This window comes from Polynucleobacter parvulilacunae (assembly GCF_018881715.1).
GTDB classification, from domain to species: domain Bacteria; phylum Pseudomonadota; class Gammaproteobacteria; order Burkholderiales; family Burkholderiaceae; genus Polynucleobacter; species Polynucleobacter parvulilacunae.
Window position 1 is genome coordinate 336,349 of record NZ_JACVPW010000001.1, and the last position, 22,115, is coordinate 358,463.

Annotated in this window: 25 protein-coding genes and 1 tRNA gene; 17 read left to right on the forward strand and 9 right to left on the reverse strand. The window is 46.7% G+C overall.

Annotation, left to right across the window (positions count from 1 at the left end; all coding sequences use genetic code 11):
* Positions 1-2: 2 nt before the first annotated feature.
* On the reverse strand, positions 3-1,985 hold the full coding sequence (locus ICN18_RS01685) for a monovalent cation:proton antiporter family protein (protein ID WP_216188811.1): 1,983 nt from the start codon (positions 1,983-1,985) through the stop codon (positions 3-5).
* A gap of 11 nt (positions 1,986-1,996) precedes the next feature.
* Between ICN18_RS01685 and ICN18_RS01690 the strand changes: the two genes are divergently transcribed.
* The 9 genes from ICN18_RS01690 (at position 1,997) to rapZ (ending at position 8,452) form a co-directional block, all read left to right on the forward strand.
* A complete protein-coding gene (locus tag ICN18_RS01690; protein WP_216188812.1) occupies positions 1,997-2,989 on the forward strand; it encodes a KpsF/GutQ family sugar-phosphate isomerase in 993 nt (330 codons plus the stop codon).
* Between the two features lie 35 nt (positions 2,990-3,024).
* Entirely contained in the window at positions 3,025-3,597 is a 573-nt protein-coding gene (locus tag ICN18_RS01695; protein ID WP_216188813.1) for a KdsC family phosphatase, read from the forward strand.
* 3 nt (positions 3,598-3,600) lie between these two features.
* The gene (lptC, locus tag ICN18_RS01700; protein WP_216188814.1) at positions 3,601-4,242 is read left to right on the forward strand and encodes an LPS export ABC transporter periplasmic protein LptC; all 642 of its coding nucleotides are present in this window, start codon (positions 3,601-3,603) and stop codon (positions 4,240-4,242) included.
* Between the two features lies 1 nt (position 4,243).
* Positions 4,244-4,798 carry a lipopolysaccharide transport periplasmic protein LptA gene (lptA, locus tag ICN18_RS01705; protein ID WP_255532036.1) on the forward strand — a complete coding sequence of 185 codons (555 nt, stop codon included), beginning with the start codon at positions 4,244-4,246 and terminating at the stop codon, positions 4,796-4,798.
* On the forward strand, positions 4,795-5,562 hold the full coding sequence (gene lptB, locus ICN18_RS01710) for an LPS export ABC transporter ATP-binding protein (protein WP_216188815.1): 768 nt from the start codon (positions 4,795-4,797) through the stop codon (positions 5,560-5,562). Before lptA ends, lptB begins: the two co-directional genes overlap by 4 nt.
* A gap of 194 nt (positions 5,563-5,756) precedes the next feature.
* A complete protein-coding gene (gene hpf, locus ICN18_RS01715) occupies positions 5,757-6,080 on the forward strand; it encodes a ribosome hibernation-promoting factor, HPF/YfiA family (RefSeq protein WP_012358449.1) in 324 nt (107 codons plus the stop codon).
* Positions 6,081-6,113: 33 nt separating this feature from the next.
* On the forward strand, positions 6,114-6,575 hold the full coding sequence (locus ICN18_RS01720; protein ID WP_216188816.1) for a PTS sugar transporter subunit IIA: 462 nt from the start codon (positions 6,114-6,116) through the stop codon (positions 6,573-6,575).
* Positions 6,572-7,558, forward strand: a complete 987-nt coding sequence (gene hprK, locus ICN18_RS01725; RefSeq protein WP_216188817.1) for an HPr(Ser) kinase/phosphatase — start codon at positions 6,572-6,574, stop codon at positions 7,556-7,558. Before ICN18_RS01720 ends, hprK begins: the two co-directional genes overlap by 4 nt.
* Positions 7,559-7,561: 3 nt before the next feature.
* Positions 7,562-8,452 (forward strand): RNase adapter RapZ, encoded by an 891-nt coding sequence (gene rapZ / locus ICN18_RS01730; RefSeq protein ID WP_216188818.1) that lies wholly within the window; start codon positions 7,562-7,564, stop codon positions 8,450-8,452.
* Here rapZ and mutY read toward each other — a convergent pair.
* Positions 8,382-9,542 (reverse strand): A/G-specific adenine glycosylase, encoded by a 1,161-nt coding sequence (mutY, locus tag ICN18_RS01735; protein WP_216188819.1) that lies wholly within the window; start codon positions 9,540-9,542, stop codon positions 8,382-8,384. The two genes, rapZ and mutY, sit on opposite strands and share 71 nt — an antisense overlap.
* Positions 9,527-10,363, reverse strand: coding sequence for a bifunctional DNA-formamidopyrimidine glycosylase/DNA-(apurinic or apyrimidinic site) lyase (mutM, locus tag ICN18_RS01740; protein ID WP_216188820.1), 837 nt, complete (start codon positions 10,361-10,363; stop codon positions 9,527-9,529). The genes mutY and mutM overlap by 16 nt, the downstream gene beginning before the upstream one ends.
* A 35-nt stretch (positions 10,364-10,398) precedes the next feature.
* Between mutM and ICN18_RS01745 the strand changes: the two genes are divergently transcribed.
* From ICN18_RS01745 to pth, 6 genes are all read left to right on the forward strand, one after another.
* Entirely contained in the window at positions 10,399-11,886 is a 1,488-nt protein-coding gene (locus ICN18_RS01745) for a lipoprotein insertase outer membrane protein LolB (protein WP_216188821.1), read from the forward strand.
* Positions 11,887-11,897: 11 nt separating this feature from the next.
* Positions 11,898-12,776 carry a 4-(cytidine 5'-diphospho)-2-C-methyl-D-erythritol kinase gene (ispE, locus tag ICN18_RS01750; RefSeq protein ID WP_216188822.1) on the forward strand — a complete coding sequence of 293 codons (879 nt, stop codon included), beginning with the start codon at positions 11,898-11,900 and terminating at the stop codon, positions 12,774-12,776.
* A 5-nt stretch (positions 12,777-12,781) separates the two neighbouring features.
* Positions 12,782-12,858, forward strand: a tRNA-Gln gene (locus ICN18_RS01755).
* A 53-nt stretch (positions 12,859-12,911) separates the two neighbouring features.
* Entirely contained in the window at positions 12,912-13,877 is a 966-nt protein-coding gene (locus ICN18_RS01760; protein ID WP_216859958.1) for a ribose-phosphate pyrophosphokinase, read from the forward strand.
* 135 nt (positions 13,878-14,012) lie between these two features.
* Positions 14,013-14,654, forward strand: coding sequence for a 50S ribosomal protein L25/general stress protein Ctc (locus tag ICN18_RS01765; protein WP_216188823.1), 642 nt, complete (start codon positions 14,013-14,015; stop codon positions 14,652-14,654).
* 114 nt (positions 14,655-14,768) lie between these two features.
* Positions 14,769-15,359: an aminoacyl-tRNA hydrolase gene (gene pth / locus ICN18_RS01770; protein ID WP_216188824.1), complete on the forward strand. Its 591-nt coding sequence runs from the start codon at positions 14,769-14,771 to the stop codon at positions 15,357-15,359.
* Between the two features lie 5 nt (positions 15,360-15,364).
* Here pth and ICN18_RS01775 read toward each other — a convergent pair whose 3' ends face one another.
* From ICN18_RS01775 to ICN18_RS01795, 5 genes are read right to left on the reverse strand one after another with little or no spacing between them, the layout of a single operon-like run.
* Entirely contained in the window at positions 15,365-15,631 is a 267-nt protein-coding gene (locus tag ICN18_RS01775; protein ID WP_216188825.1) for a YfhL family 4Fe-4S dicluster ferredoxin, read from the reverse strand.
* Positions 15,632-15,656: 25 nt separating this feature from the next.
* Positions 15,657-16,154 carry a pantetheine-phosphate adenylyltransferase gene (gene coaD / locus ICN18_RS01780; protein ID WP_216188826.1) on the reverse strand — a complete coding sequence of 166 codons (498 nt, stop codon included), beginning with the start codon at positions 16,152-16,154 and terminating at the stop codon, positions 15,657-15,659.
* Between the two features lie 36 nt (positions 16,155-16,190).
* On the reverse strand, positions 16,191-16,835 hold the full coding sequence (gene rsmD, locus ICN18_RS01785) for a 16S rRNA (guanine(966)-N(2))-methyltransferase RsmD (RefSeq protein WP_216859959.1): 645 nt from the start codon (positions 16,833-16,835) through the stop codon (positions 16,191-16,193).
* Complete coding sequence (locus ICN18_RS01790; RefSeq protein ID WP_216188827.1) at positions 16,810-18,147, reverse strand: M16 family metallopeptidase; 1,338 nt, start codon at positions 18,145-18,147, stop codon at positions 16,810-16,812. The genes rsmD and ICN18_RS01790 overlap by 26 nt, the downstream gene beginning before the upstream one ends.
* Positions 18,147-19,511 (reverse strand): M16 family metallopeptidase, encoded by a 1,365-nt coding sequence (locus ICN18_RS01795; protein WP_216188828.1) that lies wholly within the window; start codon positions 19,509-19,511, stop codon positions 18,147-18,149. The genes ICN18_RS01790 and ICN18_RS01795 overlap by 1 nt, the downstream gene beginning before the upstream one ends.
* Before the next feature lie 63 nt (positions 19,512-19,574).
* Here ICN18_RS01795 and ftsY point away from each other — a divergent pair, with 63 nt between their 5' ends.
* Positions 19,575-20,465 carry a signal recognition particle-docking protein FtsY gene (gene ftsY, locus ICN18_RS01800; RefSeq protein WP_216188829.1) on the forward strand — a complete coding sequence of 297 codons (891 nt, stop codon included), beginning with the start codon at positions 19,575-19,577 and terminating at the stop codon, positions 20,463-20,465.
* Between the two features lie 104 nt (positions 20,466-20,569).
* Positions 20,570-21,493: an RNA polymerase sigma factor RpoH gene (gene rpoH / locus ICN18_RS01805; RefSeq protein WP_216188830.1), complete on the forward strand. Its 924-nt coding sequence runs from the start codon at positions 20,570-20,572 to the stop codon at positions 21,491-21,493.
* Between the two features lie 36 nt (positions 21,494-21,529).
* On the opposite strand, the gene ICN18_RS01810 is transcribed toward rpoH, so the two are convergent.
* A complete protein-coding gene (locus ICN18_RS01810) occupies positions 21,530-22,114 on the reverse strand; it encodes an SCO family protein (protein WP_216188831.1) in 585 nt (194 codons plus the stop codon).
* Position 22,115 lies beyond the last annotated feature (1 nt).

Sequence of the window (22,115 nt, forward strand, 5' to 3'; positions counted from 1 at the left end):
TCTCAGAGTAATTTAGCTTCGGCCAAATCCGTTGCTTCTGAATTACCTGAGATCACCAAAATATCATTAGCCTCAAGCATAAGATCTGGGGCAGGGTCTAGCTTCACGTAATCCGCGTTTCGACCTTTACGACGCACCGCCTGAACATTGACACCCTCTTTATCTAGGTCAAGCTCACCCAGGGTTTTACCAATCGCTTGTGAATGCGGCAACAGAGTAATGGCATGTAAGCGCCAAGACTCATTCGACCCAAAGTCATCGTCCGCAGATCCTCGGAAATAACCCCTGAGCAAGCTATAGCGCTCTTCCCTTGCAGTCGTTATCCGTCGTACTACCTTACGCATTGGCACTCCCATGATCAGCAATACATGGGAGGCAATCATCAAGCTGCCTTCAATGAGTTCAGGCACTACTTCTGTGGCACCGGCCGCTTGCAGCTTAGCGATATCCGCATCATCTCGAGTACGCACCAGTACAGTCATACCTGGACGCAAGTGTTCGACTTGACGTAACACTCGCATGCTTGCGGCAGTATCTGCATAAGTAATCACAACCGCCTTTGCTCTTGAGAGGCCAGCGGCGACTAAATAATTTTCACGACTAGCATCGCCATAAACCACATTGTCGCCAGCAGCCGCGGCTTCTTTAACGCGATCAGGATCTAAATCTAATGCGATGTAAGGAATCTTTTCTTGATCCAGCATGCGCGCCAAACTTTGACCTGAACGACCGAAGCCACAAATGATTACGTGGTTTTCATTACGAACGCTCTTGGCAGCAACTCGAGTAAGTGCAAGTGATTGCAATAACCATTCATTACTAGAGAAGCGCATGGCAATGCGGTCGCTATATTCAATCAGGAATGGCGCACAGAACATCGAGATCAACATCGCTGCCAACACTGCTTGACTCAAAGTCGGATCAATTAAATCCAAGCCATCAATTTGATTGAGCAACACAAAACCGAATTCACCAGCCTGAGCCAAGCACAAACCGGTTCTAATAGAAATGCCAGGGCTCGAACCAAAAGCCCTAGATAACAGGGCGATAAGGCCAAACTTAAAGACTAGTGGACCGACTAACAAAGCCAAGACAAGCATCCATTGCTCACGAATCACATTGAAATCGAGCAGCATGCCAATAGTAATAAAGAAGAGGCCTAGCAAGACATCGCGGAATGGTTTGACATCCTCTTCCACTTGATGACGATAAGGTGTTTCAGAGATCAACATGCCTGCTAAAAACGCACCAAGCGCCAGCGATAAACCAAAGTGTTCGGTTAGCCCTGCCATACCCAGAACGATTAACAAGAGGTTCAACATGAATAACTCTTGTGAACGCAGCTTAGCAACCAATCTAAACCAATGACTCATCAAACTTTGGCCGATGAAGAAAATTAATACCAAAGCAACAGTAATTTTGATCGAGGCTGCAGTAAGCGCAACAAATAAGTCCGAGGGATTTTTTCCAAGCGATGGCAATAAGATCAATAGAAAAACTACTGCCAAATCTTGGAATAACAAAATACCGACTACATTACGGCCGTGCTCTGTCTCTAGTTCAGCGCGATCAGAGATCAGCTTAGTCACAATCGCTGTGGATGACATTGCTAGCGCACCACCTAACGCAATCGCAGCTTGCCAGGAAATAGGGTAAATCCAACTCATCAGAAGACTTGCCGGGACTGCGAGCAACATAGTCAAGATGACCTGACTTCCCCCAAGACCAAATACGATCAATCGCATCGCCCGCAACTTATGCAGGTTAAATTCCAGACCAATTGAGAACATCAAGAAAACTACGCCAAATTCAGCCAAATACTTTACTGTGGCTGAATCATTCGCCAAGCCCAGGGCATGGGGTCCAATCAGGACACCAATGGCCAAATAGCCCAAAATAGGGGGCAAACCAAAATAGCGGAAAATAACCACTCCGGCCACACCCGAGGCCAGAAGAATGAGGGTTAACTGAAGGACTGACGGCATATACTTACTCGATGATAGCTAAGACTCGTGAACGTACCCTAAAGCTTGCGCGCGACACCCTCACTATTGAGGCTGCTGCACTGCAAACCATGCGTGATCGCCTTGAAGGCGCTAATGCAGATGCCCTTGTCCTGGCGGTAGAGCTTTTACACGGCTGCAAAGGCAGAATCGTGGTTTCTGGTATCGGCAAATCAGGTCATATTGCCCGCAAAATTGCTGCCACCTTTGCCTCCACAGGCTCCCCAGCCTTTTTTGTTCACCCAGCTGAAGCCAGCCATGGTGACCTAGGTATGGTGACTCGTGATGATGTTTTTGTCGCCCTATCCAATTCCGGTGAGACAGATGAGCTGTTAACCATCGTTCCAATTGTGAAACGCACGGGGGCAAAGCTCATTGCTCTGACTGGCGCTCCGAATTCTTCCCTAGCCAAATTAGCAGATGCCCATTTAGATACCAGCGTAGAAAAAGAGGCTTGCCCTTTAAATCTCGCGCCCACGACAAGCACTACCGCCGCGCTAGCGATGGGTGATGCGTTGGCAGTTGCTTTGCTTGATGCCAGAGGTTTTGAAGCGGAAGACTTTATTCGCTCCCATCCTGGTGGCAGATTAGGACGCAAGCAATTGATGCACGTCTCTGAAGTAATGCGCAGCCTTGCCGACACCCCAAAGATTTCTATCAACGCCTCATTGCAAGATGCTTTACTAGAGATGACATCAAAACGAATGGGTATGGTAGTGATTCTGGATGCCAACAAAAAAGTGTTTGGCATCTTAACGGATGGTGACTTGCGCCGCCTCCTAGAAAAAACCACCAATCTCGATGGCATCAAACTTGAGAGCGCAACTACTGCAGACCCTCGCACCATCCCAGCAGAGCTACTTGCTGAAGAGGCTATTGAGATGATGGAAAAACATCGCATTAATCATCTAGTAGTTACTGATAACCAAGGTCATTTATTGGGCGCTTTAAATCTGCATGATTTGTTTGCAGCAAAAGTTATTTAGTCATTTAATTTCATCAGTAATCGAGCCGCCTCTTTATGCCTAGCGCCTTTAATACCCACAACACCAACCCTCTAGCCCAATACCCGCAAGCTTGGGAGCGCGCAGGTCAAGTGAAGCTCCTAGTTTTGGATGTTGACGGAGTGCTCACCAACGGCCAAGTGTGGATTGGTGCTGATGGTAAAGAGTCTTTAAAAGCATTTGATATTCAAGATGGCTTAGGCATCAAATTACTAGAGCAATGCGGCATTCCAACTGCCATCATCACCGGCAGAAATTCCAAAATGGTTTTAGCACGCTGCGAAGAGCTTGGAATTAAACATGTTCACATGGGTGTTGAAAATAAAGCGATCGCATTAGAAGAAGTGCTTAAGTCTTTGGGCCTTAAGCATACAGACTGCGCCGTTATGGGTGATGATTGGCCAGACCTACAAATGATGAAGCATGCCGGCTTACGAATTTGCCCCGCGCAAGGTCATAAGGATGTTCAAGAATTTGCCCATTTGGTGACGACCCGTAGTGGCGGCAATAGTGCAGTACGCGAAGTATGTGACCTCATTCTGAAGTCACAGAATCGCTACGAAGAATTGCTCAATAAGGCCCGCAGTTAAGCAATGCAATTAAACCCCCAGAAAATCAAACTCGGTATTGGTCGCACTCTGTTGCGCCTGATGCCTTTAATTTTGATGGGGACGCTCACGCTAGCAACTTTTTGGCTTGTGCAAAAAAATATGCCGCCAGAGAAATCTCCACTTGAAAGAGTGCGTCTGCATGAACCGGACTACACCATCAAAGATGGTGCGCTCTCAGCTTTAAATGAATTAGGTAATACCAAATATCGAATTTTGGGTGTCAAAGTGACGCACTATGATGACGATGCCTCTATCGACATTCTCACGCCACGCATGCGCTTATTCCAGGCCGAGAAGGCGCCAGTTACAGTTAAATCTGATACCGGTCACCTTGATGGCGACCTCACTATTTTGGATTTGTACGATAACGCAACGATCTTTCGCCCCGCACAAGAAGCGACTGCAGCTCAGCCGGCCACTTTAAGAATGCTGGCCAGCTCTAGCTATTTCAAAGTATTAATTAATGATGATGTGATTGAAACAAATAGGCCTATTACTTTAGAACAGGGTATGTCGATCATGAACTCCACTGAAGGTGGGGTATTTAATAATGTTGAACAAAGTATGGTGCTCAGCGGCCAAGTGAAAGGGCGTATTGAACGCGCGCCACGGAGCAATCCATAAAATGCTGTCAATAAAATATTTTCTTAGCTATCTTGCTCTCGGTCTCATCTTTACTTTGTCAGCACATGCAGAAAAAGCAGATCAAGATAAACCCGTGATCTTAGAAGCTGAAAAAGTTTCGGTGAATGATGTAAAGCAAGTCTATGACCTCAATGGTCAAGTCTTGCTCATCAAAGGCAGCATTATTGTTACCGGCGAAGATGGGCACATTGCAGTTGATCCACAGGGTTATGAGTTTGTGGATGTTATTGGCACACCCGAAACAGTAGCTAGCTTTAGACAACGTCGTGAAGGTACTGCGGATGAATTCATGCAAGGACGCGGCACTCAAGTTACCTATGACGCCAAGACAGAGTTCTTAACGCTGACTGGGGATGCTAGCCTCAAACGCTTACTCAATATGCAAATGCTCGATCAATTAAAGGGCTGGAAAATTGAGTACGATGATGTAAAGCAGTACTATCGGGTCATGCCACCTAAAGATGCAAAGCCGGATGATTTGCCCTTAGCAAGAGCCCTTCTTTCACCAAGACGAAAAGCAACCCTAGAGAAATGACAGCGGATTTAACCCAACTCGATAATGCGCCAACACTTAGTGCGCATCACCTGCAAAAACGTTATGGCTCAAGAACCGTTGTTCGGGATGTTTCCGTACAAGTGCGATGCGGAGAGGTTGTAGGATTACTCGGTCCCAATGGAGCCGGTAAAACAACTTCTTTCTACATGATTGTTGGTCTGGTTCCGCTCGATGGTGGCAACATTGTTTTAGATGGCACCGATATTACACATTTACCCATTCATGAACGTGCTCGCATGGGCCTGTCTTATTTACCGCAAGAAGCTTCCGTATTTAGAAAACTAAATGTCGCTGAAAATATTCAGGCCGTCCTAGAACTTCAAGTTCAAGGCGGTAAACCACTCAGCAAAGCCGAGATTGCCAGTCGCCTAGACGAACTTTTGGGCGAGCTCCAAATTAGCCATCTGCGTAACAACCCAGCCCTCTCGCTCTCCGGAGGGGAGCGTAGACGGGTGGAGATTGCTAGAGCCCTGGCATCCCAGCCAAAATTTATCTTGCTAGACGAACCTTTTGCTGGTGTTGACCCTATTGCCGTTGGGGAAATTCAGAGGATTGTGCGCTTCCTGAGAGACCGCCAGATTGGCGTCCTCATTACTGACCACAACGTCCGAGAAACCCTAGGCATCTGTGACCATGCCTACATCATCAGCGAAGGTAGCGTATTAGCCGAAGGGAAACCAGATCAGATTATTCAAAACGATGCCGTTAGAAGAGTCTATCTGGGCGAAAACTTCCGGATGTAAGCTGGGTAAGGCTTCCCGCTTTTAAAGTAATAAAAATGCATTTCCCTCTTGGTTTTCAGCAAATTCGCTGATACGCTGGAGGCTCATGGTTTATTTTTCCAAAAAAAACAGCACAAAAAAATTTCAGGGGCTTGCTGCGCACCCCGGGCATGACTATGCGCACGCATCTATAGCATCTATAAAAGGAGTCGCTAATGAATTTGAAAATTAATAGCCGTCATGTGGAAGTTACCCCTGCCATGCGCTCTCATCTCGAGGCGGGCCTAGCCAAAATTCGTAAGCACTTCGATCACGTCATTGATGCCTCAGCTTTTTTAGTGGTTGATAAAGCCAAAGAAAAGGATTTACGCCAAAGTGCTGAGATCACTATTCACCTGAAAGGTAAGGACTTGTTCGCTGAAGCACATAACGCTGACCTCTACCACGCTATGGACGCGGTGGTGGATAAACTTGAGCGCCAGGTCGTCAAGCACAAAGAAAAGATCCAAGATCATCATCACGAAAAACATTTTGAGTGATCCAGTTCGTCGGGACACCTATAATCAATTCACATGAATGCCCTGACCAATCTTTTTACTCCCGACTGCATTGCATTAGATGTCCCCGCCAAAAGCAGGGCTGATGCATTTGCAGCCGCTGGAGAACTATTCTCCAAACAGACTGGCATTGAAGCAAGCTCTGTAGTTGAGTTCCTCAATGCTCGTGAAAATTTAGGATCTACCGCACTCGGTGCCGGTGTAGCGATTCCGCATGGTCGCGTAAAGGGCTTAAAACAGCCTAGCGCGGCCTTTATGCGCCTGGAAGATCCGATTGAGTTTGCAGCCCCAGATGGCGAAGCAGTATCCATCCTTATTTTCTTGTTGGTACCCGAAAAGGCTACGCAACAACATTTAGAAATTTTGTCTTCAATTGCTCAACTCCTGTCTGATGCAGATGCTCGTCAGACTTTATCGTCTGCAGCGGACTCTGCAACAGTTTCTAAGCTCTTACAACACTGGGGTACAGCAAAATGACTCAGCCCTTACTCCTAGATGGAGTAACTGCTCAGCAGATTTTTGATGACAATGTTTCAGATTTAAAACTATCCTGGATCGGCGGTCTTGAAGGTGCTGACCGCACTTTCCCACCAGAGGCTGTCAAGGCAGCGGCTGCTAGCTCAGACTTGGTAGGCCACTTAAACCTCATCCACCCAAGCCGCATTCAGATCTTTGGCGAGCAAGAGATCGACTATCACGCAGCCCTCGAGCCAAAACAAAGGCAAGAGCAAATTGCCAACCTCATCTCTAAGACGCCGCCTTGCGTCATTGTGGCGGACGGCAAGAGTGCGGATCCAGACTTACAGCTGTTCTGTCAGCGCTCTTCCACACCTCTATTCACTACTGCAATTTCTGCAGCAGAAGTAATCGATCATTTACGCACTTACTTGACCAAAATCGGTGCACCTCAAATTACGATGCACGGTGTCTTTATGGACATCCTTGGTTTGGGAGTGCTCCTCACCGGCGAATCTGGTTTGGGCAAAAGTGAATTAGGTCTTGAGTTGATTTCTCGCGGGCACGGCCTTGTAGCAGATGATGCTGTTGACTTTGCACGCCTTGGGCCTGACTACATAGAAGGCCGCTGCCCCGTGATTCTGCGCAACCTTCTTGAGGTGCGCGGATTGGGCTTACTAGATATTCGTACGATCTTTGGTGAAACGGCAGTACGCCGTAAGCTAAAGCTCCGCCTCATCGTTCAGCTCGTTCGCAGAAATGATGGTGAATTCGAGCGGCTACCCCTAGAAGCCCAGCATATTGATGTTTTGGGCATTCCCATTCGCACTGTCAAAATTCAGGTGGCTGCAGGTCGCAACTTAGCAGTACTGGTTGAAGCTGCTGTACGCAATACTATTTTGCAATTGCGCGGTATCGATACTTTAAAAGAATTTATTGAGCGTCAACGCATTCAAATGAATGCCGAAGCTGATGCAACTAAGTCACAAGGGCGCCTGCTCTAAGTCATGCAAATTAATCTGATTACCGGAATCTCAGGCTCAGGTAAATCAGTGGCCCTGAGGGCTTTTGAAGATGCAGGCTATGACTGTGTAGACAACCTTCCCGTTTCTCTTTTAGAAAACCTCATCTCCACCCTTGAAAAAGAGCAGTGTGAGCGCGTTGCAGTAGCCATAGATGCTCGACGTGGACAATCTATTGCGGAGCTACCCTCCATTCTGGAGAACTTACGCAAACAGCATCAAGTCAGGGTTGTTTTCTTAAACGCAGACACCAATACTTTGGTGCAACGCTTTTCAGAGACACGTCGTCGCCACCCACTATCAACCAATGCCAAGCAATCTCAATCAGCAACCCTGATTGAGGCAATTGATAAAGAACGTAATTTGTTGGAGCCTTTGCGCACTCAGGCTCACAGTATCGATACCAGCAGCCTGCCAGCTCACGCACTGCGCTCCTGGATCCAAGACCTACTTAAAGACAAGCCTGTCGGCCTCACAGTCGTATTTGAATCCTTTGGCTTTAAAAAGGGCGTTCCTAGCGAGGCAGATTTGGTGTTTGATGTGCGCTGCTTACCAAACCCGCACTATGACAAAGTATTGAGGCCGCTCACTGGCAATGACAAACCCGTTAAAGAATTTCTGGAAAAAATTCCTGAAGTGGTGAGCATGGAAACAGACATCACCCAATTTATTAATAAATGGTTACCCCATTACATCGCGGATGGTCGCAGCTATTTAACCGTTGCTATTGGCTGCACTGGTGGACAACATCGCTCCGTCTACTTAGTAAACCGCCTGAGCGAGCACTTTCGCGCCCAGAAGGATCTCATCGATCTGCAGCTGAATTTTTTAGATCGTCACCGCGAGTTAGACTCAATCCCTGCAGCAAAATCTTAATCGGTTGCGGTAGGCCATAGCGCCCCAACTGAGATAAGGGCACCCACTTCAGATCTGGATTTACAAAGCTCAACTCTTTTGGGGAACTTGTCTGCCAAATCTGCATCCATAAGCGGCGATGCGTAAAGACATGCTTTATTTCGTGACTCTGATTGACGGATTTACAGGCCTTATTCAGTGCTGCAAACTTTTCATCTGGCAATGTGGCTGCAAATAATTCCTGTGGGCTTATTTCGACGCCTTTTGTTCTAGATACCCTAGCGGTCCATGACCCTTCAGGCAAAGACCAGAGGCCACCCCAAATGGCTTTGCTTGGGCGCTTTTGCAAAAGAACAGAATTACCCGAGCGCATTAACAATATATTGCAATCGAATTCAGGCGATTTTGTCTTCTTGGTTTTTTGCGGAAGCAAAAGAACTTGATCGCTTAAATTTGCCTGGCAATCTTTCGTAAATGGGCACTTTTTTTCAGAGCCCAAACACACCGGCTTACGGGAGGTGCACCAGGTTGCTCCAAAATCCATCAGGGCTTGGGTATACACAGGCATATCAGCAGGATTGCTTGGCAATAAATCCGTTGCTAACTGCCAAAGCTGATCGTTCACCGCTTTATCCTGAATCGCACCTTCAATCGCAAACAGGCGCGCCAAAATGCGTTTGACATTGGCATCCAAAATGGGCGCTCGCTCATGAAAAGCAAAGGCAGCTATTGCGCCAGCAGTAGATCGTCCAATACCTTTCAATTGCTCGAGCAAAATGGGATCACTTGGAAACTTTCCACCGAACTCCGTCATCACTTGTTTAGCGCAAGCATGTAGATTTCTGGCGCGGGAGTAATAACCCAAACCAGCCCACTCAGCTAAAACCTCATCAACATCAGCAGAGGCTAATTTTTTAACCGTCGGGAAGCGCTTCATGAAGCGCGGATAACGCTCAAGGACCGTAGCCACTTGCGTTTGCTGCAACATGATCTCTGAAACCCACACTGCATAGGCATCCCGGTTACCCTGCCACGGTAAGCCTGAGCGCCCGCTGACGCCATGCCAAGCAATCAACTTTTGCGCAAAAGTTTTGATCAACGTTTTTGACATTGGGGGCAGAAGTAAGTGGAACGTTGACCCTGCACTATTTGACTAATTGGTGTTTTGCAAACCTTACAGGGCAGACCCTTGCGGTCATAAACCTTAGTTTGAACCATGAAGTGGCCAGGATCACCATCGCTATTCACAAAATCTTTCAATGAACTACCACCAGCATCAATGGCTTTTTTCAAAATCGATCTAACCGCTTTTGCCAAACGAGAGCATTGTGGCCGCGTGAGCTTGCCCGCAGCCTTAGCCGGATGAATGCCCGCCTCAAATAAACTTTCTGAGCAATAAATATTGCCAACACCCACTACCGCCTGTCCAGCCAAGAGAAACTGCTTAACAGCAACACTGCGTTTGCGGGAAGTTTGATACAGAATTTCTGTACCGAGCTCACCAGAAAACTCCGGAGAAAATGGCTCTACCCCAAGTTTCTGTAACAGCGTAAATTTTTCAATTGGCCCCTTTGATTTAGGGTGCCATAAGACCGCGCCAAATTTTCTGGGATCGTGCAAGCGCAAACTTAATTTGCCAAACTCCAAGGTCACTCGATCATGGGTCTTGAGGGGGTCCGAACTTGGGAGTACACGCAAGGTACCTGTCATCCCTAAATGAATCAACAAGTAGCCTGTATCCATTTCTAATAAAAGGTACTTACCGCGCCTCTCAATCGTATGCACTTTTTGGCCAGGCAAAGTTTTAGGGAGGCCAACGGGCACAGGCCAACGCAAGCGTCCGTCAATAATTTTCACGGCGCTGACTTTATGCCCCTCCAGATGGGGGGCGATTCCTAATCGAGTGACTTCTACTTCCGGAAGTTCTGGCATAAATGGATTGTAGATTCGCGGATTAGAATGTGCTTATGAGTACATTCAAACTGAAACCTCTGTTAACCGGCTTATTCCTGGCAACCTTGACTGGTGGAGTCATTTCATCGGCTCACGCCCAAATCCAGGCGACTGGATTGCAAACCGGTGAGGCCGTCTTTGAGGTGCTCGCTTCTGAAATCGCCCTGCAGCGAGGTGAAGCTGGCTTGGCCTACAACACCTACCTGGAGATGGCCCGGCAATACAAAGATCCCAGATTGGCTCAAAGGGCCATGGAAATAGCAATTGCAGGGGGCTCTCCAGATTTGGCCATGCAAGCCGCAAAAACCTGGGATGAGCTTTCCCCGGCCGCCGACTCAAAACCAAAAGAAGTCTTGGTAACACTCTTGGTGCTAAGTAATCGCTGGTCCGATGCAGTGAAGCCAGCTATTGCCTTATTACAGCAACAAACTCCTGCGCAACAAGAAAATACTCTTTTGCAATTACAGGCATTGCTTGCTAAAGCAAAAGACGAGTCTGATGCCTTGCGTGCTTTTTATGAAATTGCATCTACTGTCAAGATTGCGCCTAAAGACCCTGGCCTTCTTTACACCTATGCCATGTCTGCTGAAAAAGTGGGTCGCATTGATGTGATGGAAAAAACTTTGCGTGATATTTTGCGCAAGAATCCAAATGATGTGAATTCTTTAAACGCACTCGGCTACTCGCTAGCAGATCGAAATGTGAAGTTGCCAGAGGCATTTGCACTTATTAGCAAGGCACATCAACTCTCACCAAAAGATAGCTTCATTTTGGACAGCTTAGGTTGGGTGAACTTTCGTCTTGGTAAAAATGAGCTTGCTTTAGAACAACTACAGCAAGCATTTGCTATGAAGCCAGAAGCAGATATTGCAGCCCATACCGGTGAAGTGTTGTGGGTTATGAATCGCCGATCCGAAGCGGAAGATATGTGGCGCCAAGGACAAAAGTTGGACGCTAACAATCCGACTCTCAAAGAAACTTTAAAGCGCCTTAAACCTGACTGGACTAGAGATGATCAAGCCGCCAAGGGCTCATGGGATGGACGCTTTGCCGTGAAAGTGATTGGCTTAACAGAGTCACAAAACCAAGGCGGCTCGGGTGGCTTTACCTTGACCCAAGAGGCATTAAAGGATGTCTTAGAGATTCGCAACCCGATGGGTGGATCTATTGCAAAAATTATTATCACGCCAGGCGAAGCTACACTTGAAAGCGATGGCAAAGTAGTAACAGCAGTTGATGCAGACACATTAGTGCAAAACACTTTAGGACTTCCGTTACCTGCACGCGGTTTATCAAATTGGTTAAGAGGTGAAGTACGCCCTGGAAGTGAAGCAAGTATTGATAGAAATTCTAAAGGGCAAGTCATTAAAATTAGTCAAGATGGCTGGGACCTGGTATATACATGGAGCAATACCAATCGTCTTGAAAAACTGATCATGACCCGCAGCTCAAATATTGGATCGATTGATATTCGTCTCGTATTTGATCGCCCGAATGAATAAACAATGCAACGATGGCGAACTCTGAACAATTAACGCTTCGTTCGCCCGCTAAGCTCAATCTCTTTCTGCATATCGTTGGTCGCAGAGACGATGGCTACCATCTTCTTCAGTCTGTTTTCCAACTCATTGATTGGTGCGACACACTTTATTTAAAACGAATTTCTGAAAATGCAGTGCGCAGAATTAATCCAATTCCGGGAGTTCCCCCTGAACAAGATTTAGTTGTGCGTGCAGCAAACTTACTGAAAGATTTTTGCAAGGTTGATGTAGGCGTAGAAATTGATCTTAAGAAAGAAATTCCGATGGGCGCCGGCATGGGAGGTGGGTCTTCCGACGCAGCAACGACATTAATCGGCCTGAATGCTCTTTGGGATCTCAAACTTTCCAAGGAAACGCTCTGCACCCTCGGATTAAAGCTTGGAGCAGATGTTCCCTTCTTCATTTTTGGCCAAAATGCTTTTGTTGAAGGAATTGGAGAGAAAATTCAGAAAATTTCTCTCCAAACCCCTGATTTTTTGGTGATCTTCCCCAACCAGGGCATCGCAACCGTTAGCATTTTTCAAGACCCGGAATTGACCCGAGATCACGCTCAGATTACAATTGATGGCTTTCTTGCATCGCCATTGTTGTACCAATCGAATGATTGTCAGGCTATAGCGATGCGGATTTGCCCAGAAGTGAAGCAAGCTTTGGATTGGATTACCCAGGCAGTACCGGGCTCACAGCCCCGAATGTCTGGCTCTGGAAGTAGCGTTTTTGCTGTCTTAGACCCTAAGACGGATACCGCAAAACTAGAAAATCTTCTTCAAAATCTTCCTAAAGGGTGGGTAGGTCGGGTTGTTCGGGGGCTAAATAAAAATCCCGCTTACAATTTGATTTCTTCAGATTGACCTGTAGGGGAATCGCCAAGCTGGTTAAGGCACTGGATTTTGATTCCAGCATGCGAAGGTTCGAATCCTTCTTCCCCTGCCAAATACTGTAGAAACGACAAAAAAACCTTTTGACCTCACAAAACCCTTAAGACTATGTCCTCCATAAACGCAGATTTATTGACTCTTTTCACAGGCAACGCAAATCCCGTTTTGGCTGAGGCAGTAGCCAAAGAACTCAATCTCCCGATGGGAAAAGCCTTTGTTGGCCGCTTCTCTGATGGTGAGATCCAAGTAGAAATTCAAGAAAACGTCCGCGGCAAAAATGTTGTGGTGATCCAATCAACCTGTGCGCCTACAAACGACAGCTTGATGGAACTCATGATCATGATTGATGCCCTCAAGCGCGCATCTGCAAGCCGCATAACCGCAGTGATCCCTTACTTCGGTTACGCTCGCCAAGACCGTCGCCCCCGTTCTGCACGCGTTGCAATCTCTGCTCGCATTGTGGCCAATATGCTTCAGTCAGTTGCTGGCATTGAGCGCGTTTTGACAATGGACCTTCATGCCGATCAAATTCAGGGTTTCTTTGACATTCCGGTAGACAACATCTATGCCTCACCAGTCCTATTGGCTGACCTTCAGGCACAGAAGACCCAAAAAGACCTCATCATCGTATCTCCAGATATCGGCGGCGTTGTGCGTGCCCGTGCGATGGCCAAGCAATTAGGTACCGATTTGGCGATTATTGATAAACGTCGTCCAAAAGCAAACGTCTCTGAGGTGATGCACCTCATTGGCGAAGTAGAAGGCCGTCACTGCGTCATCATGGATGACATCATCGATACCGGTGGAACCCTCTGTAAAGCCGCTGAAGCGCTTAAAGAGCGTGGCGCTAAGGGTGTTACCGCCTACTGTACTCACGCCGTGCTATCAGGCGGTGCTGTAGCCCGTATTGCGGCCTCTGAATTGGATGAGTTGGTTGTTACCGACACCATCCCCCTGACCCCAGAAGCAATGAAAGTATCCAAAATTCGCCAATTGAGCGTTGCTCCGATCCTCGCTGAAACCCTTTCCCGTATTAGCAAAGGTGATTCAGTGATGTCGATGTTTGCTGAATAAGCCAAAAATCACTGTTTACCCCGGTTTTTGGCAGTTTTAAGCCTTATGTAGGCAAAAAACTCCTTTCCCACGATATAATCGAAGGCTTTTCTGTTTGGTCGCGAACGGAAATTAACCTTAACTAGGAAAATCATTATGAAAGTAGTTGCCTTTGAAAGAAGCGTACAGGGAACGGGTGCGAGCCGCCGTCTGCGCAATTCCGGAAAAACTCCAGGAATCGTTTACGGTAGTAAAGATCCAGCCTTGGTCATCGAGTTAGACCACAACGCGTTGTTCCATGCTCTCCGCAAGGAAGCATTCCACTCATCCATTTTGGATTTGGAAATTGGTGGCAAGACACAGAAAGTGTTGTTGCGCGATTACCAAATGCATCCATTCAAGCCATTGGTATTGCATATTGACTTCCAGCGCGTATCCGCATCTGAGAAAGTACATATGCGCGTTCCATTGCACTTCACCAATGCTGACACTTCAGCTGCTGTGAAATTGCAAGGTGCCGTTATTAGCCACATCCTTACTGAACTCGAAGTTTCTTGCTTGCCAGCAGACTTGCCAGAGTTCATCGAAGTGGACTTGGCAAAAATTGAAGTTGGTCACGGTATTCATGCTAAAGATCTCGCATTGCCAAAAGGCGTTACCTTGGTATTGCATGTTGAGCAAGAAAACCCAGTGCTTGCTAACGCACGTATCCCAGCAGTTAAAGCTGCTGAGCCTACAGATGCGCCTGCTGCACCAGCAGCGGCAGCTCCTGCAGCTGAAGCAAAGGATAAAGCTTAATCACTTAGCTTAATCGCTTGTACAAGAAGGCCTGCGCAAGCGGGTCTTTTTTTATTGCCCTAAGTTTTCATTCTTTTTTTTGGCTAAATACTTTTATATCTTTAAACTCTCAACATGACTAAATTAATTGTTGGCCTAGGCAACCCTGGGGATGAGCACGAAGAAGATCGGCACAATGCTGGCTTCTGGTTTGTTGACGCCTTAGCAAAACAATTAAACGTACGCTTTGAATCCGAAAAACGCTTTCATGGAAAAGTAGCGAAAGCAAAATGGGATGGTGAAGATCTTTACCTTCTGAAGCCAAACACTTATATGAATCTGAGCGGTCAATCGGTTGGCGCACTGTGTCGCTTTCATAAAATTACGCCGGCAGATATTTTGGTAGTGCAAGATGAGTTAGATCTCAAACCAGGCACTGCACGCTTAAAACTTGGTGGAGGCACTGGCGGCCACAATGGCCTTAAAGATATCCAGGCGCATTTAAGTACCCCTGACTACTGGCGCTTGCGCCTCGGCATTGGTCACCCCAGAGACTTGGCAGGCGATGGACGCCCTATGGATGTTGCAGATTATGTTTTACATAGGCCGCAACTCGCCGAACAGAAGCTGATTGATACCAGCATCGAAAATGGCTTGCAGATTTTGTTGTTTTTTTTAAAGGGCGATACCCAAACCGCCATGATGGAGCTGCACTCCAAAGGTTAAGAAGCTTAAGTTGAGCTGGCTTTTTTGGCAGCAGTCAAAATATTGAACTTCACCATCAATTGCTCTTGGGTTTCGGTGTGCTCAGGGTTAAATGGAATGCAATCTACTGGGCATACCTGGCGACACTGAGGAGCATCGTAGTGGCCTACGCATTCAGTACATTTATCGGGATTGATTTCATAAATCTCTAGACCCATATAAATCGCATCATTCGGACATTCTGGCTCGCATACATCGCAGTTGATGCATTCGTCCGTAATCATTAAGGCCATGATTTACTCAGCGATCTCACCCTTGTCACTCTTTATTCTGAGTGCCAGAAGCAATTTTTTTGACTAGCCATTTTTCTACCGATGGGAATACAAACTTACTTACATCACCGCCCATCGAGGCAATTTCACGCACAAAGGTGCCAGAGATAAATTGATATTGATCGGATGGAGTTAGGAACAAGGTTTCAACATCGGGCAACAGATAGCGATTCATGCCTGCCATTTGGAACTCATACTCAAAATCGGATACCGCACGTAAACCGCGCACAATGACACGCGCTTGATGCTCGCGTGCAAAATCTTTTAATAAACCTGTAAAGCCAACGACCTTTACGTTCGGGTAGTGGCCAAGCACTTCCTTGGCAATATCAATGCGCTCTTGCAAAGTAAAGAATGGGCGCTTGCTACGACTATCAGCAACGCCCACAATCAACTCTGTAAAAATGCTGGATGCGCGGCGCACCAAGTCCTCGTGACCACGAGTAAATGGATCAAATGTTCCAGGGTATACAGCTACAGTCATAAGGTTCCTAAGGCTTTATCGGCTACAGGCAAGAGTTTAGCCTCTTCCACCCCGAAATAGACAAGCTTTTACCTGTCCGGCCTCTAAGTATTTTCCACAATGCCAGTCTGGCAGCAGGGCCTCTAGCTCCTCACGCTGACGGCTAGAGGGAAATTCGACATAAATACCACCACCAGCGGAGTCATCACACACCCGACCGGCTTCAATAACTGCGCGATCCAATAGATTTGAGTCCTGAAATGGCGGATCAATAAAAATTAAATTACTAGAGCGATCTGCCTGCTGTTTCATAAATTCAAGACTATCTCGCTGCAAGATTTCTAATACTCCAGTAGCGGGAGATGACTGCAATAAAGCAAAATTTGCCAATAAATTTGTGCAAGCCTTTTTATCTTTTTCTAGCAAGATAACCAGTGCAGCACCTCTTGAGGCGGCCTCAAAACCCAAAGCACCAGTACCAGCAAAAAGATCTAAGCAACGTAAACCGGTTAAGTCTTGTCCAAGCCAATTAAATAGCGTTTCGCGAATACGATCTGTTGTCGGGCGTAAGCCAGGCAGATCTAGGACCGTCAACAAGCGACTACGCCAGTTGCCTCCAATGATCCGAACCTTCTTCGGCGGCTCAGTCTTTAGAGGCTTGCTTGCTTTATTGGGCTTATTTATTTTTTGCTCCCAGCACAACAATCTTCATGCGATCCATCGCAAGGTATTTTTGGAACGCTGCTTTTACTTGATCCAAGGTAACCGCATCAACTTGTTTAGTCCAGACATCCATCGTGTCGAGCGGCAAGTCATTCCATGCAATGGAAGATACGTTGTCTAATAATTTACGGTTGTTATCAATACGCAGAGGATAACCATTCACCAAATTTGCTTTGGCCGCAACCAACTCAGATGAAGTAGGTCCGTCAGAAATAAATTGACCAATCGTTGAACTCATTACCTCCAAGGCCTGAGAAGCTTGATCATTTTTGGTTTGTAGGCCCGCCTGAAAAATGCCATTCTCTTTTCCGGGGGCAAAATAACTAAACACGCTATAGGCAAGGCCGCGCTTTTCGCGAACCTCAGACATCAAGCGAGATACAAAACCACCGCCACCCAAAATGTAATTACCCACGAGCAAAGGGAAGTAATCTGGGTTGCTACGCGCTACAGCTGTCATCCCCATTGCAATATGAGCCTGCTGTGAATCAAATGGAATTTGAATTTCTCTTTGCGTTAAGGGTTCTACGGGAGAGCGTTGTAATTCAGGCAACTTCGCAATTGACGGACCTGATTGTGGAATCTGCTTTAACAAAGACTGGACAATTTCATTGGCTTCTGCACGGTCAACATCACCAACAATACTCACAATCATGCGATCGCCACGATAAAACTGTTGATGAAATTGCTTCAAATCGGAAGAGCTTATGGTTGCTACTGATTTCACGGTAGGCGAATCAGCCAAGGGGTAGTCACCATAAACTGATTTCTTAAAACGACGCTCAAGGAGATACTCAGGCTTAGTTTCGGCCTCTTGCAAACTCGTGATGGTTCTTTGTTTCTCGCGCTCCACTATTTTTGGATCGTAAGTTGGCGCACTTAACATCGCCGCTGCCAATTTCACAGCCCTGTCCCGCAAGTCTTTTCTACTTAGACTACGAATTCTCAAGATGGCGCGCTCACCACCCACTGACAGGCCAATATTGGCACCCAAATCTGCAATCTCATCAGCAATTTGAGCCTCAGTAAGAACGCCTTTATCGCCCTTTACCCCATAATTCATAAGGCCCGCGGTCATATCTGCTAGGCCACTCTTGCCACCAGGGTCATAACGATCGCCAGCATCAATGCTGACCTCGATATCCACCATCGGCAAAGCTTTTGTTTGCACTAAATAGGCTTTGGCACCCTTATAAGAATCTAGCTTGTCGATAGGCAAAATGGCATTCGCATTGCCAAGCAAGCCAAAGGTAAAGAGGCAAATAGAAACACTTCTTATAAAGAGATTCATTACTTAACCTCCTTCTCTGCAGATTGACGAGCCTGTGGATCCAATACTGCAATCGTCAAACCCTCATCAACCAGATATTTTTTAGCGACCGCTTGAACTTGCTCGGGCGTAATGGTTTGCATTTTCTCCAGCATGTAATCAATGTCTTTCCAGGAGAAGCCAGCCATCTCCGTACTGCCAATTTCCATTGCCTGGCCAAAGATAGAATCACGCTTATAGATTTGCTCCGACAAAATACGTACCTTAATTCTCTTAAGCTCAGACTCTAGAATTCCTTTTTGTTTTAGCTCATCAAGCGCTTTCCGAATGCTTGTCTGTGCCTGCGCAACCGTCTTACCCTTAGCCATTGTTGTGCTAATCAGAAACAGCTCTGGTCCACGCGAGATCATGTCGTACCCCACGCCGACATCATTCACTACTTTTTCCTGCTTAACGAGAACCCGATTTAAACGGGCATTGTCATAACCATCGAGCACAGCCGTGAGGAGCTCCAAGGCATAAGGCTCAGGGTCATCCAGCTTGCAAGGCTCTAATCGAGGTACCTTCCAAGCCATAGTCAACTGTGCGCTATCTGCCGGGGCTTTGACCTGAACCTGCTTGATGCCTTTTTGAACAGTTTCAATTTGAGGCTTACGCACTGGCAACTGATGCGTAGCTGCTAAGCCGTAATACCGCTCGACCATAGCCAGTACTTTTTTTGTATCCACATCGCCCGCAATCACAACTGTTGCATTATTAGGCGCATACCAACTGCGATACCAATCACGCGCGTCAGAGGCTTTCATATTCTGCAAGTCATTCATCCAACCAACCACAGGATGACGATAAGGAGAGCTCATATAAGCAGTCGCCATTAATGACTCATTTAGCAAGCTACTTGGATTGTCTTCTGTACGTAAGCGACGCTCTTCCATTACCACTTGGATTTCTTTCAAGAACTCTGCGTCATCAAAATTGAGATTTGACATGCGATCCGCCTCAAGCTTAATGACATCTTCCAGCTTTGATTTCTCCACTTGCTGAAAGTAAGCGGTGTAATCACGTGAAGTGAATGCATTTTCGCGCCCGCCTACAGCAGCCACCAAGCGAGAGAATTCCCCTGCCTTCACCTTGTCAGTACCTTTAAACATCATGTGCTCCAACACATGAGCAACACCTGTCTTGCCGTTGACCTCATCCATTGAGCCGGCTCGATACCAAACCATGTGAGCCACCGTTGGCGCACGATGATCCTCCCTCACAATCAGCTTCAGGCCATTACTTAACTGATATTCATTTGTATCTGCTGATTCAGGACCCGCAGCCCAACTAAGCTGAGCAAATATGATGAATAGAAAGGAAATTCGAAGTAAATTAGAAAGCATCTGCTAAATCACCATACCCTAAGAATTAAATTGATAAGATGCATGTTTTAAATTGTATCGATTATGTTCGGCTTACGTAAAACCCTCGGATCTCTTTTCAAATCAAGCAAAGTTGATGAATCTTGGTTTGAAACTTTAGAAGAGTCACTCATTCAAAGTGATGTGGGTCTACCTACGACCGAACAACTCATCAGCAAACTCCGTAAAGCAGCTAAATCAGAAAAAGCTTCTAGCCCAGAGGAGTTACAAGTCCTTCTCATCCAAGAAGTCAGCGCATTACTGACTGCCATTGAGCCCTCACCAAATCCACTATTTACAAGTGATAAGCCTAACACTCCAGAGGTATGGCTAGTTGTAGGGGTAAATGGCGCAGGAAAGACTACGACTATTGGCAAGCTTTGCCGGCTCTTCCAGTCTCAAGGCAAATCGGTTCTCTTAGCCGCTGGAGACACCTTTAGAGCGGCTGCCCGCAACCAACTTCAAGAATGGGGCGGACGCAATCAGGTGGATGTCATTACTCAAGAGGGCGGCGATGCAGCTGCCGTCGCTCATGATGCTATTCATGCAGCCATCTCTCGCAAGAATGACATTCTGATTATTGATACTGCAGGTCGCCTTGCCACTCAGGATAATCTGATGGAAGAGTTGAAAAAAGTGAAGCGCGTCATTGGCAAAGCCCTACTGGGAGCGCCTCACCACACCCTGCTCGTCTTAGATGGCAATACTGGACAGAATGGCTTAAGCCAGGTCAAAGCCTTTCATGCTGCTCTAGGCCTTACCGGAATCATCGTCACGAAACTGGATGGCACTGCCAAGGGTGGAGTGATCTGCGCGCTAGCCCATACCCTACAAGACGGCCCAAAACCCGCTGTATTAGCCCTAGGCAAGGGTGAAGGAATCGATGATTTAGCCCCCTTCACAGCAGGGCAATATTCATCCGAATTATTCAATTAAATCAATAGCTTATAAGGCATTAAAACTGCCTAAAAACCATTAGCACTCTCTTGACAAGAGTGCTAAAATAGACTTCTATTAACACCTCATATTTATAAGAAAAAATGGTTCAAAAGAAATCTGACAAACCGAATTTGCAAACACTGCCAGTCGCGCAGACTGCGGCGGCGTCTGCTTTTCCAATACTGCCAACACTTGGGGTTGGCACTCTCGATTCTTACATTGCGTACGTTAATCGCGTACCTATGCTTAGCGCTGCGGATGAGTTACATCTTGCGCAGGAATTTCGTCGCACAGAAAATGTCGATGCTGCTAAAACTTTAGTGCTCTCACATTTGCGCTTAGTTGTTTCTGTTGCTCGTCAATATCTTGGCTATGGGATTCCACATGCTGACTTAATTCAAGAAGGCAATATTGGCTTGATGAAAGCGGTGAAACGCTACGACCCAAACAATGGCGCACGTCTTGTGTCTTATGCAATCCACTGGATCAAAGCAGAGATTCATGAGTACATTCTCAAAAATTGGCGTTTAGTTAAAACCGCAACTACAAAAGCACAACGCAAACTGTTCTTTAACTTACGCAGTAATAAACCAACTTTAAGCGCCCTTACTCCTAGCGAAGTAGATGCCTTGGCTAAAGCACTTGATGTCAAAGGCTCTGACGTTAAAGAAATGGAAATGCGTCTTGCTGGTGGAGATGTTGCCTTAGAAGGTGATGACAGTGATGATGAGTCCGCTTACGCACCGATTCAATGGCTTGCAGACAACTCTCAAGAGCCTACTGCACGCATTGCCAGCGCTGAAGCAGATGCACTTCAAGGCCCTAAGCTAGATCAAGCACTCATGGCTTTAGACGAGCGTAGTCGCAATATCGTGCAATCTCGTTGGTTGGCAATGGATGCTGAAGGTAATGGCACAAAGACATTACATGATCTTGCAGATGAATATGGCATCTCTGCGGAACGCGTTCGCCAAATTGAAACGGCTGCCCTTAAAAAGATGCGTGGACTACTCCAGGCAGCCTAAATAAAAAAGGGTTCGATTAAGAACCCTTTTCATTTTTTACTTCAGCAGTTCTTTCAAGTCATGCGCCAAGGTCTCTGGACCTTGAGCGTGTTTAATATATAAACGCAAACGACCCTCAGGATCAAAGGCATAGCTTCCTGCTGTGTGATCCATCGTATAAGAGCCCGGCTTGGTACCTGGCACTTTCTTGTAATAGATCTTAAAGTCCTTAGTCACTTTTTCTAAAGCAGCTTCATCCGCAGGGCGCAATCCCAAGAAGCGTGGATCAAATGCAGGCACATATTGCTTGAGAATCTCAGCAGTATCTCGCTCAGGATCGACGGTTACAAAAAGTACCTGAACCTTATCTGACTGGGCGCCCAGCAGGGTCATGACCTGCTGCATCTCTGTTAATGTCGTTGGGCAGATATCTGGGCACTGGGTATAACCAAAGAACATCACTACTACTTTGCCCTTGAAGTCTGCCAAGGTTCTCACCTTGCCGTCAGGATCTACCAAACTAAAGTCTTTGCCAAACGCTGTGCTGCCAGTGATATCAATATTTTTGAATTCCGGTTTAGGGCTGCATGCAGTCAATACGAAACAAAGGATTGCCAAAAAACAGACGCGAAGAAAATTCATA

Excerpts from the sequence above, each read along its gene's own strand:
- lptA (WP_255532036.1), top strand. The coding sequence starts at position 4,244 with ATGCTGTCAATAAAATATTTTCTTAGCTATCTTGCTCTCGGTCTCATC.
- mutM (WP_216188820.1), bottom strand. The coding sequence starts at position 10,363 with ATGCCAGAACTTCCGGAAGTAGAAGTCACTCGATTAGGAATCGCCCCC.
- coaD (WP_216188826.1), bottom strand. The coding sequence starts at position 16,154 with ATGACTGTAGCTGTATACCCTGGAACATTTGATCCATTTACTCGTGGT.
- ICN18_RS01810 (WP_216188831.1), bottom strand. The coding sequence starts at position 22,114 with ATGAATTTTCTTCGCGTCTGTTTTTTGGCAATCCTTTGTTTCGTATTG.
- rpoH (WP_216188830.1), top strand. The coding sequence starts at position 20,570 with ATGGTTCAAAAGAAATCTGACAAACCGAATTTGCAAACACTGCCAGTC.
- ftsY (WP_216188829.1), top strand. The coding sequence starts at position 19,575 with ATGTTCGGCTTACGTAAAACCCTCGGATCTCTTTTCAAATCAAGCAAA.
- ICN18_RS01690 (WP_216188812.1), top strand. The coding sequence starts at position 1,997 with ATGATAGCTAAGACTCGTGAACGTACCCTAAAGCTTGCGCGCGACACC.
- ICN18_RS01745 (WP_216188821.1), top strand. The coding sequence starts at position 10,399 with ATGAGTACATTCAAACTGAAACCTCTGTTAACCGGCTTATTCCTGGCA.
- ICN18_RS01775 (WP_216188825.1), bottom strand. The coding sequence starts at position 15,631 with ATGGCCTTAATGATTACGGACGAATGCATCAACTGCGATGTATGCGAG.
- rapZ (WP_216188818.1), top strand. The coding sequence starts at position 7,562 with ATGCAAATTAATCTGATTACCGGAATCTCAGGCTCAGGTAAATCAGTG.
- hpf (WP_012358449.1), top strand. The coding sequence starts at position 5,757 with ATGAATTTGAAAATTAATAGCCGTCATGTGGAAGTTACCCCTGCCATG.
- ICN18_RS01720 (WP_216188816.1), top strand. The coding sequence starts at position 6,114 with ATGAATGCCCTGACCAATCTTTTTACTCCCGACTGCATTGCATTAGAT.
- ICN18_RS01685 (WP_216188811.1), bottom strand. The coding sequence starts at position 1,985 with ATGCCGTCAGTCCTTCAGTTAACCCTCATTCTTCTGGCCTCGGGTGTG.
- lptB (WP_216188815.1), top strand. The coding sequence starts at position 4,795 with ATGACAGCGGATTTAACCCAACTCGATAATGCGCCAACACTTAGTGCG.
- ICN18_RS01695 (WP_216188813.1), top strand. The coding sequence starts at position 3,025 with ATGCCTAGCGCCTTTAATACCCACAACACCAACCCTCTAGCCCAATAC.
- lptC (WP_216188814.1), top strand. The coding sequence starts at position 3,601 with ATGCAATTAAACCCCCAGAAAATCAAACTCGGTATTGGTCGCACTCTG.
- ispE (WP_216188822.1), top strand. The coding sequence starts at position 11,898 with ATGGCGAACTCTGAACAATTAACGCTTCGTTCGCCCGCTAAGCTCAAT.
- ICN18_RS01765 (WP_216188823.1), top strand. The coding sequence starts at position 14,013 with ATGAAAGTAGTTGCCTTTGAAAGAAGCGTACAGGGAACGGGTGCGAGC.
- mutY (WP_216188819.1), bottom strand. The coding sequence starts at position 9,542 with ATGTCAAAAACGTTGATCAAAACTTTTGCGCAAAAGTTGATTGCTTGG.
- ICN18_RS01760 (WP_216859958.1), top strand. The coding sequence starts at position 12,912 with ATGTCCTCCATAAACGCAGATTTATTGACTCTTTTCACAGGCAACGCA.
- ICN18_RS01790 (WP_216188827.1), bottom strand. The coding sequence starts at position 18,147 with ATGAATCTCTTTATAAGAAGTGTTTCTATTTGCCTCTTTACCTTTGGC.
- pth (WP_216188824.1), top strand. The coding sequence starts at position 14,769 with ATGACTAAATTAATTGTTGGCCTAGGCAACCCTGGGGATGAGCACGAA.
- ICN18_RS01795 (WP_216188828.1), bottom strand. The coding sequence starts at position 19,511 with ATGCTTTCTAATTTACTTCGAATTTCCTTTCTATTCATCATATTTGCT.
- hprK (WP_216188817.1), top strand. The coding sequence starts at position 6,572 with ATGACTCAGCCCTTACTCCTAGATGGAGTAACTGCTCAGCAGATTTTT.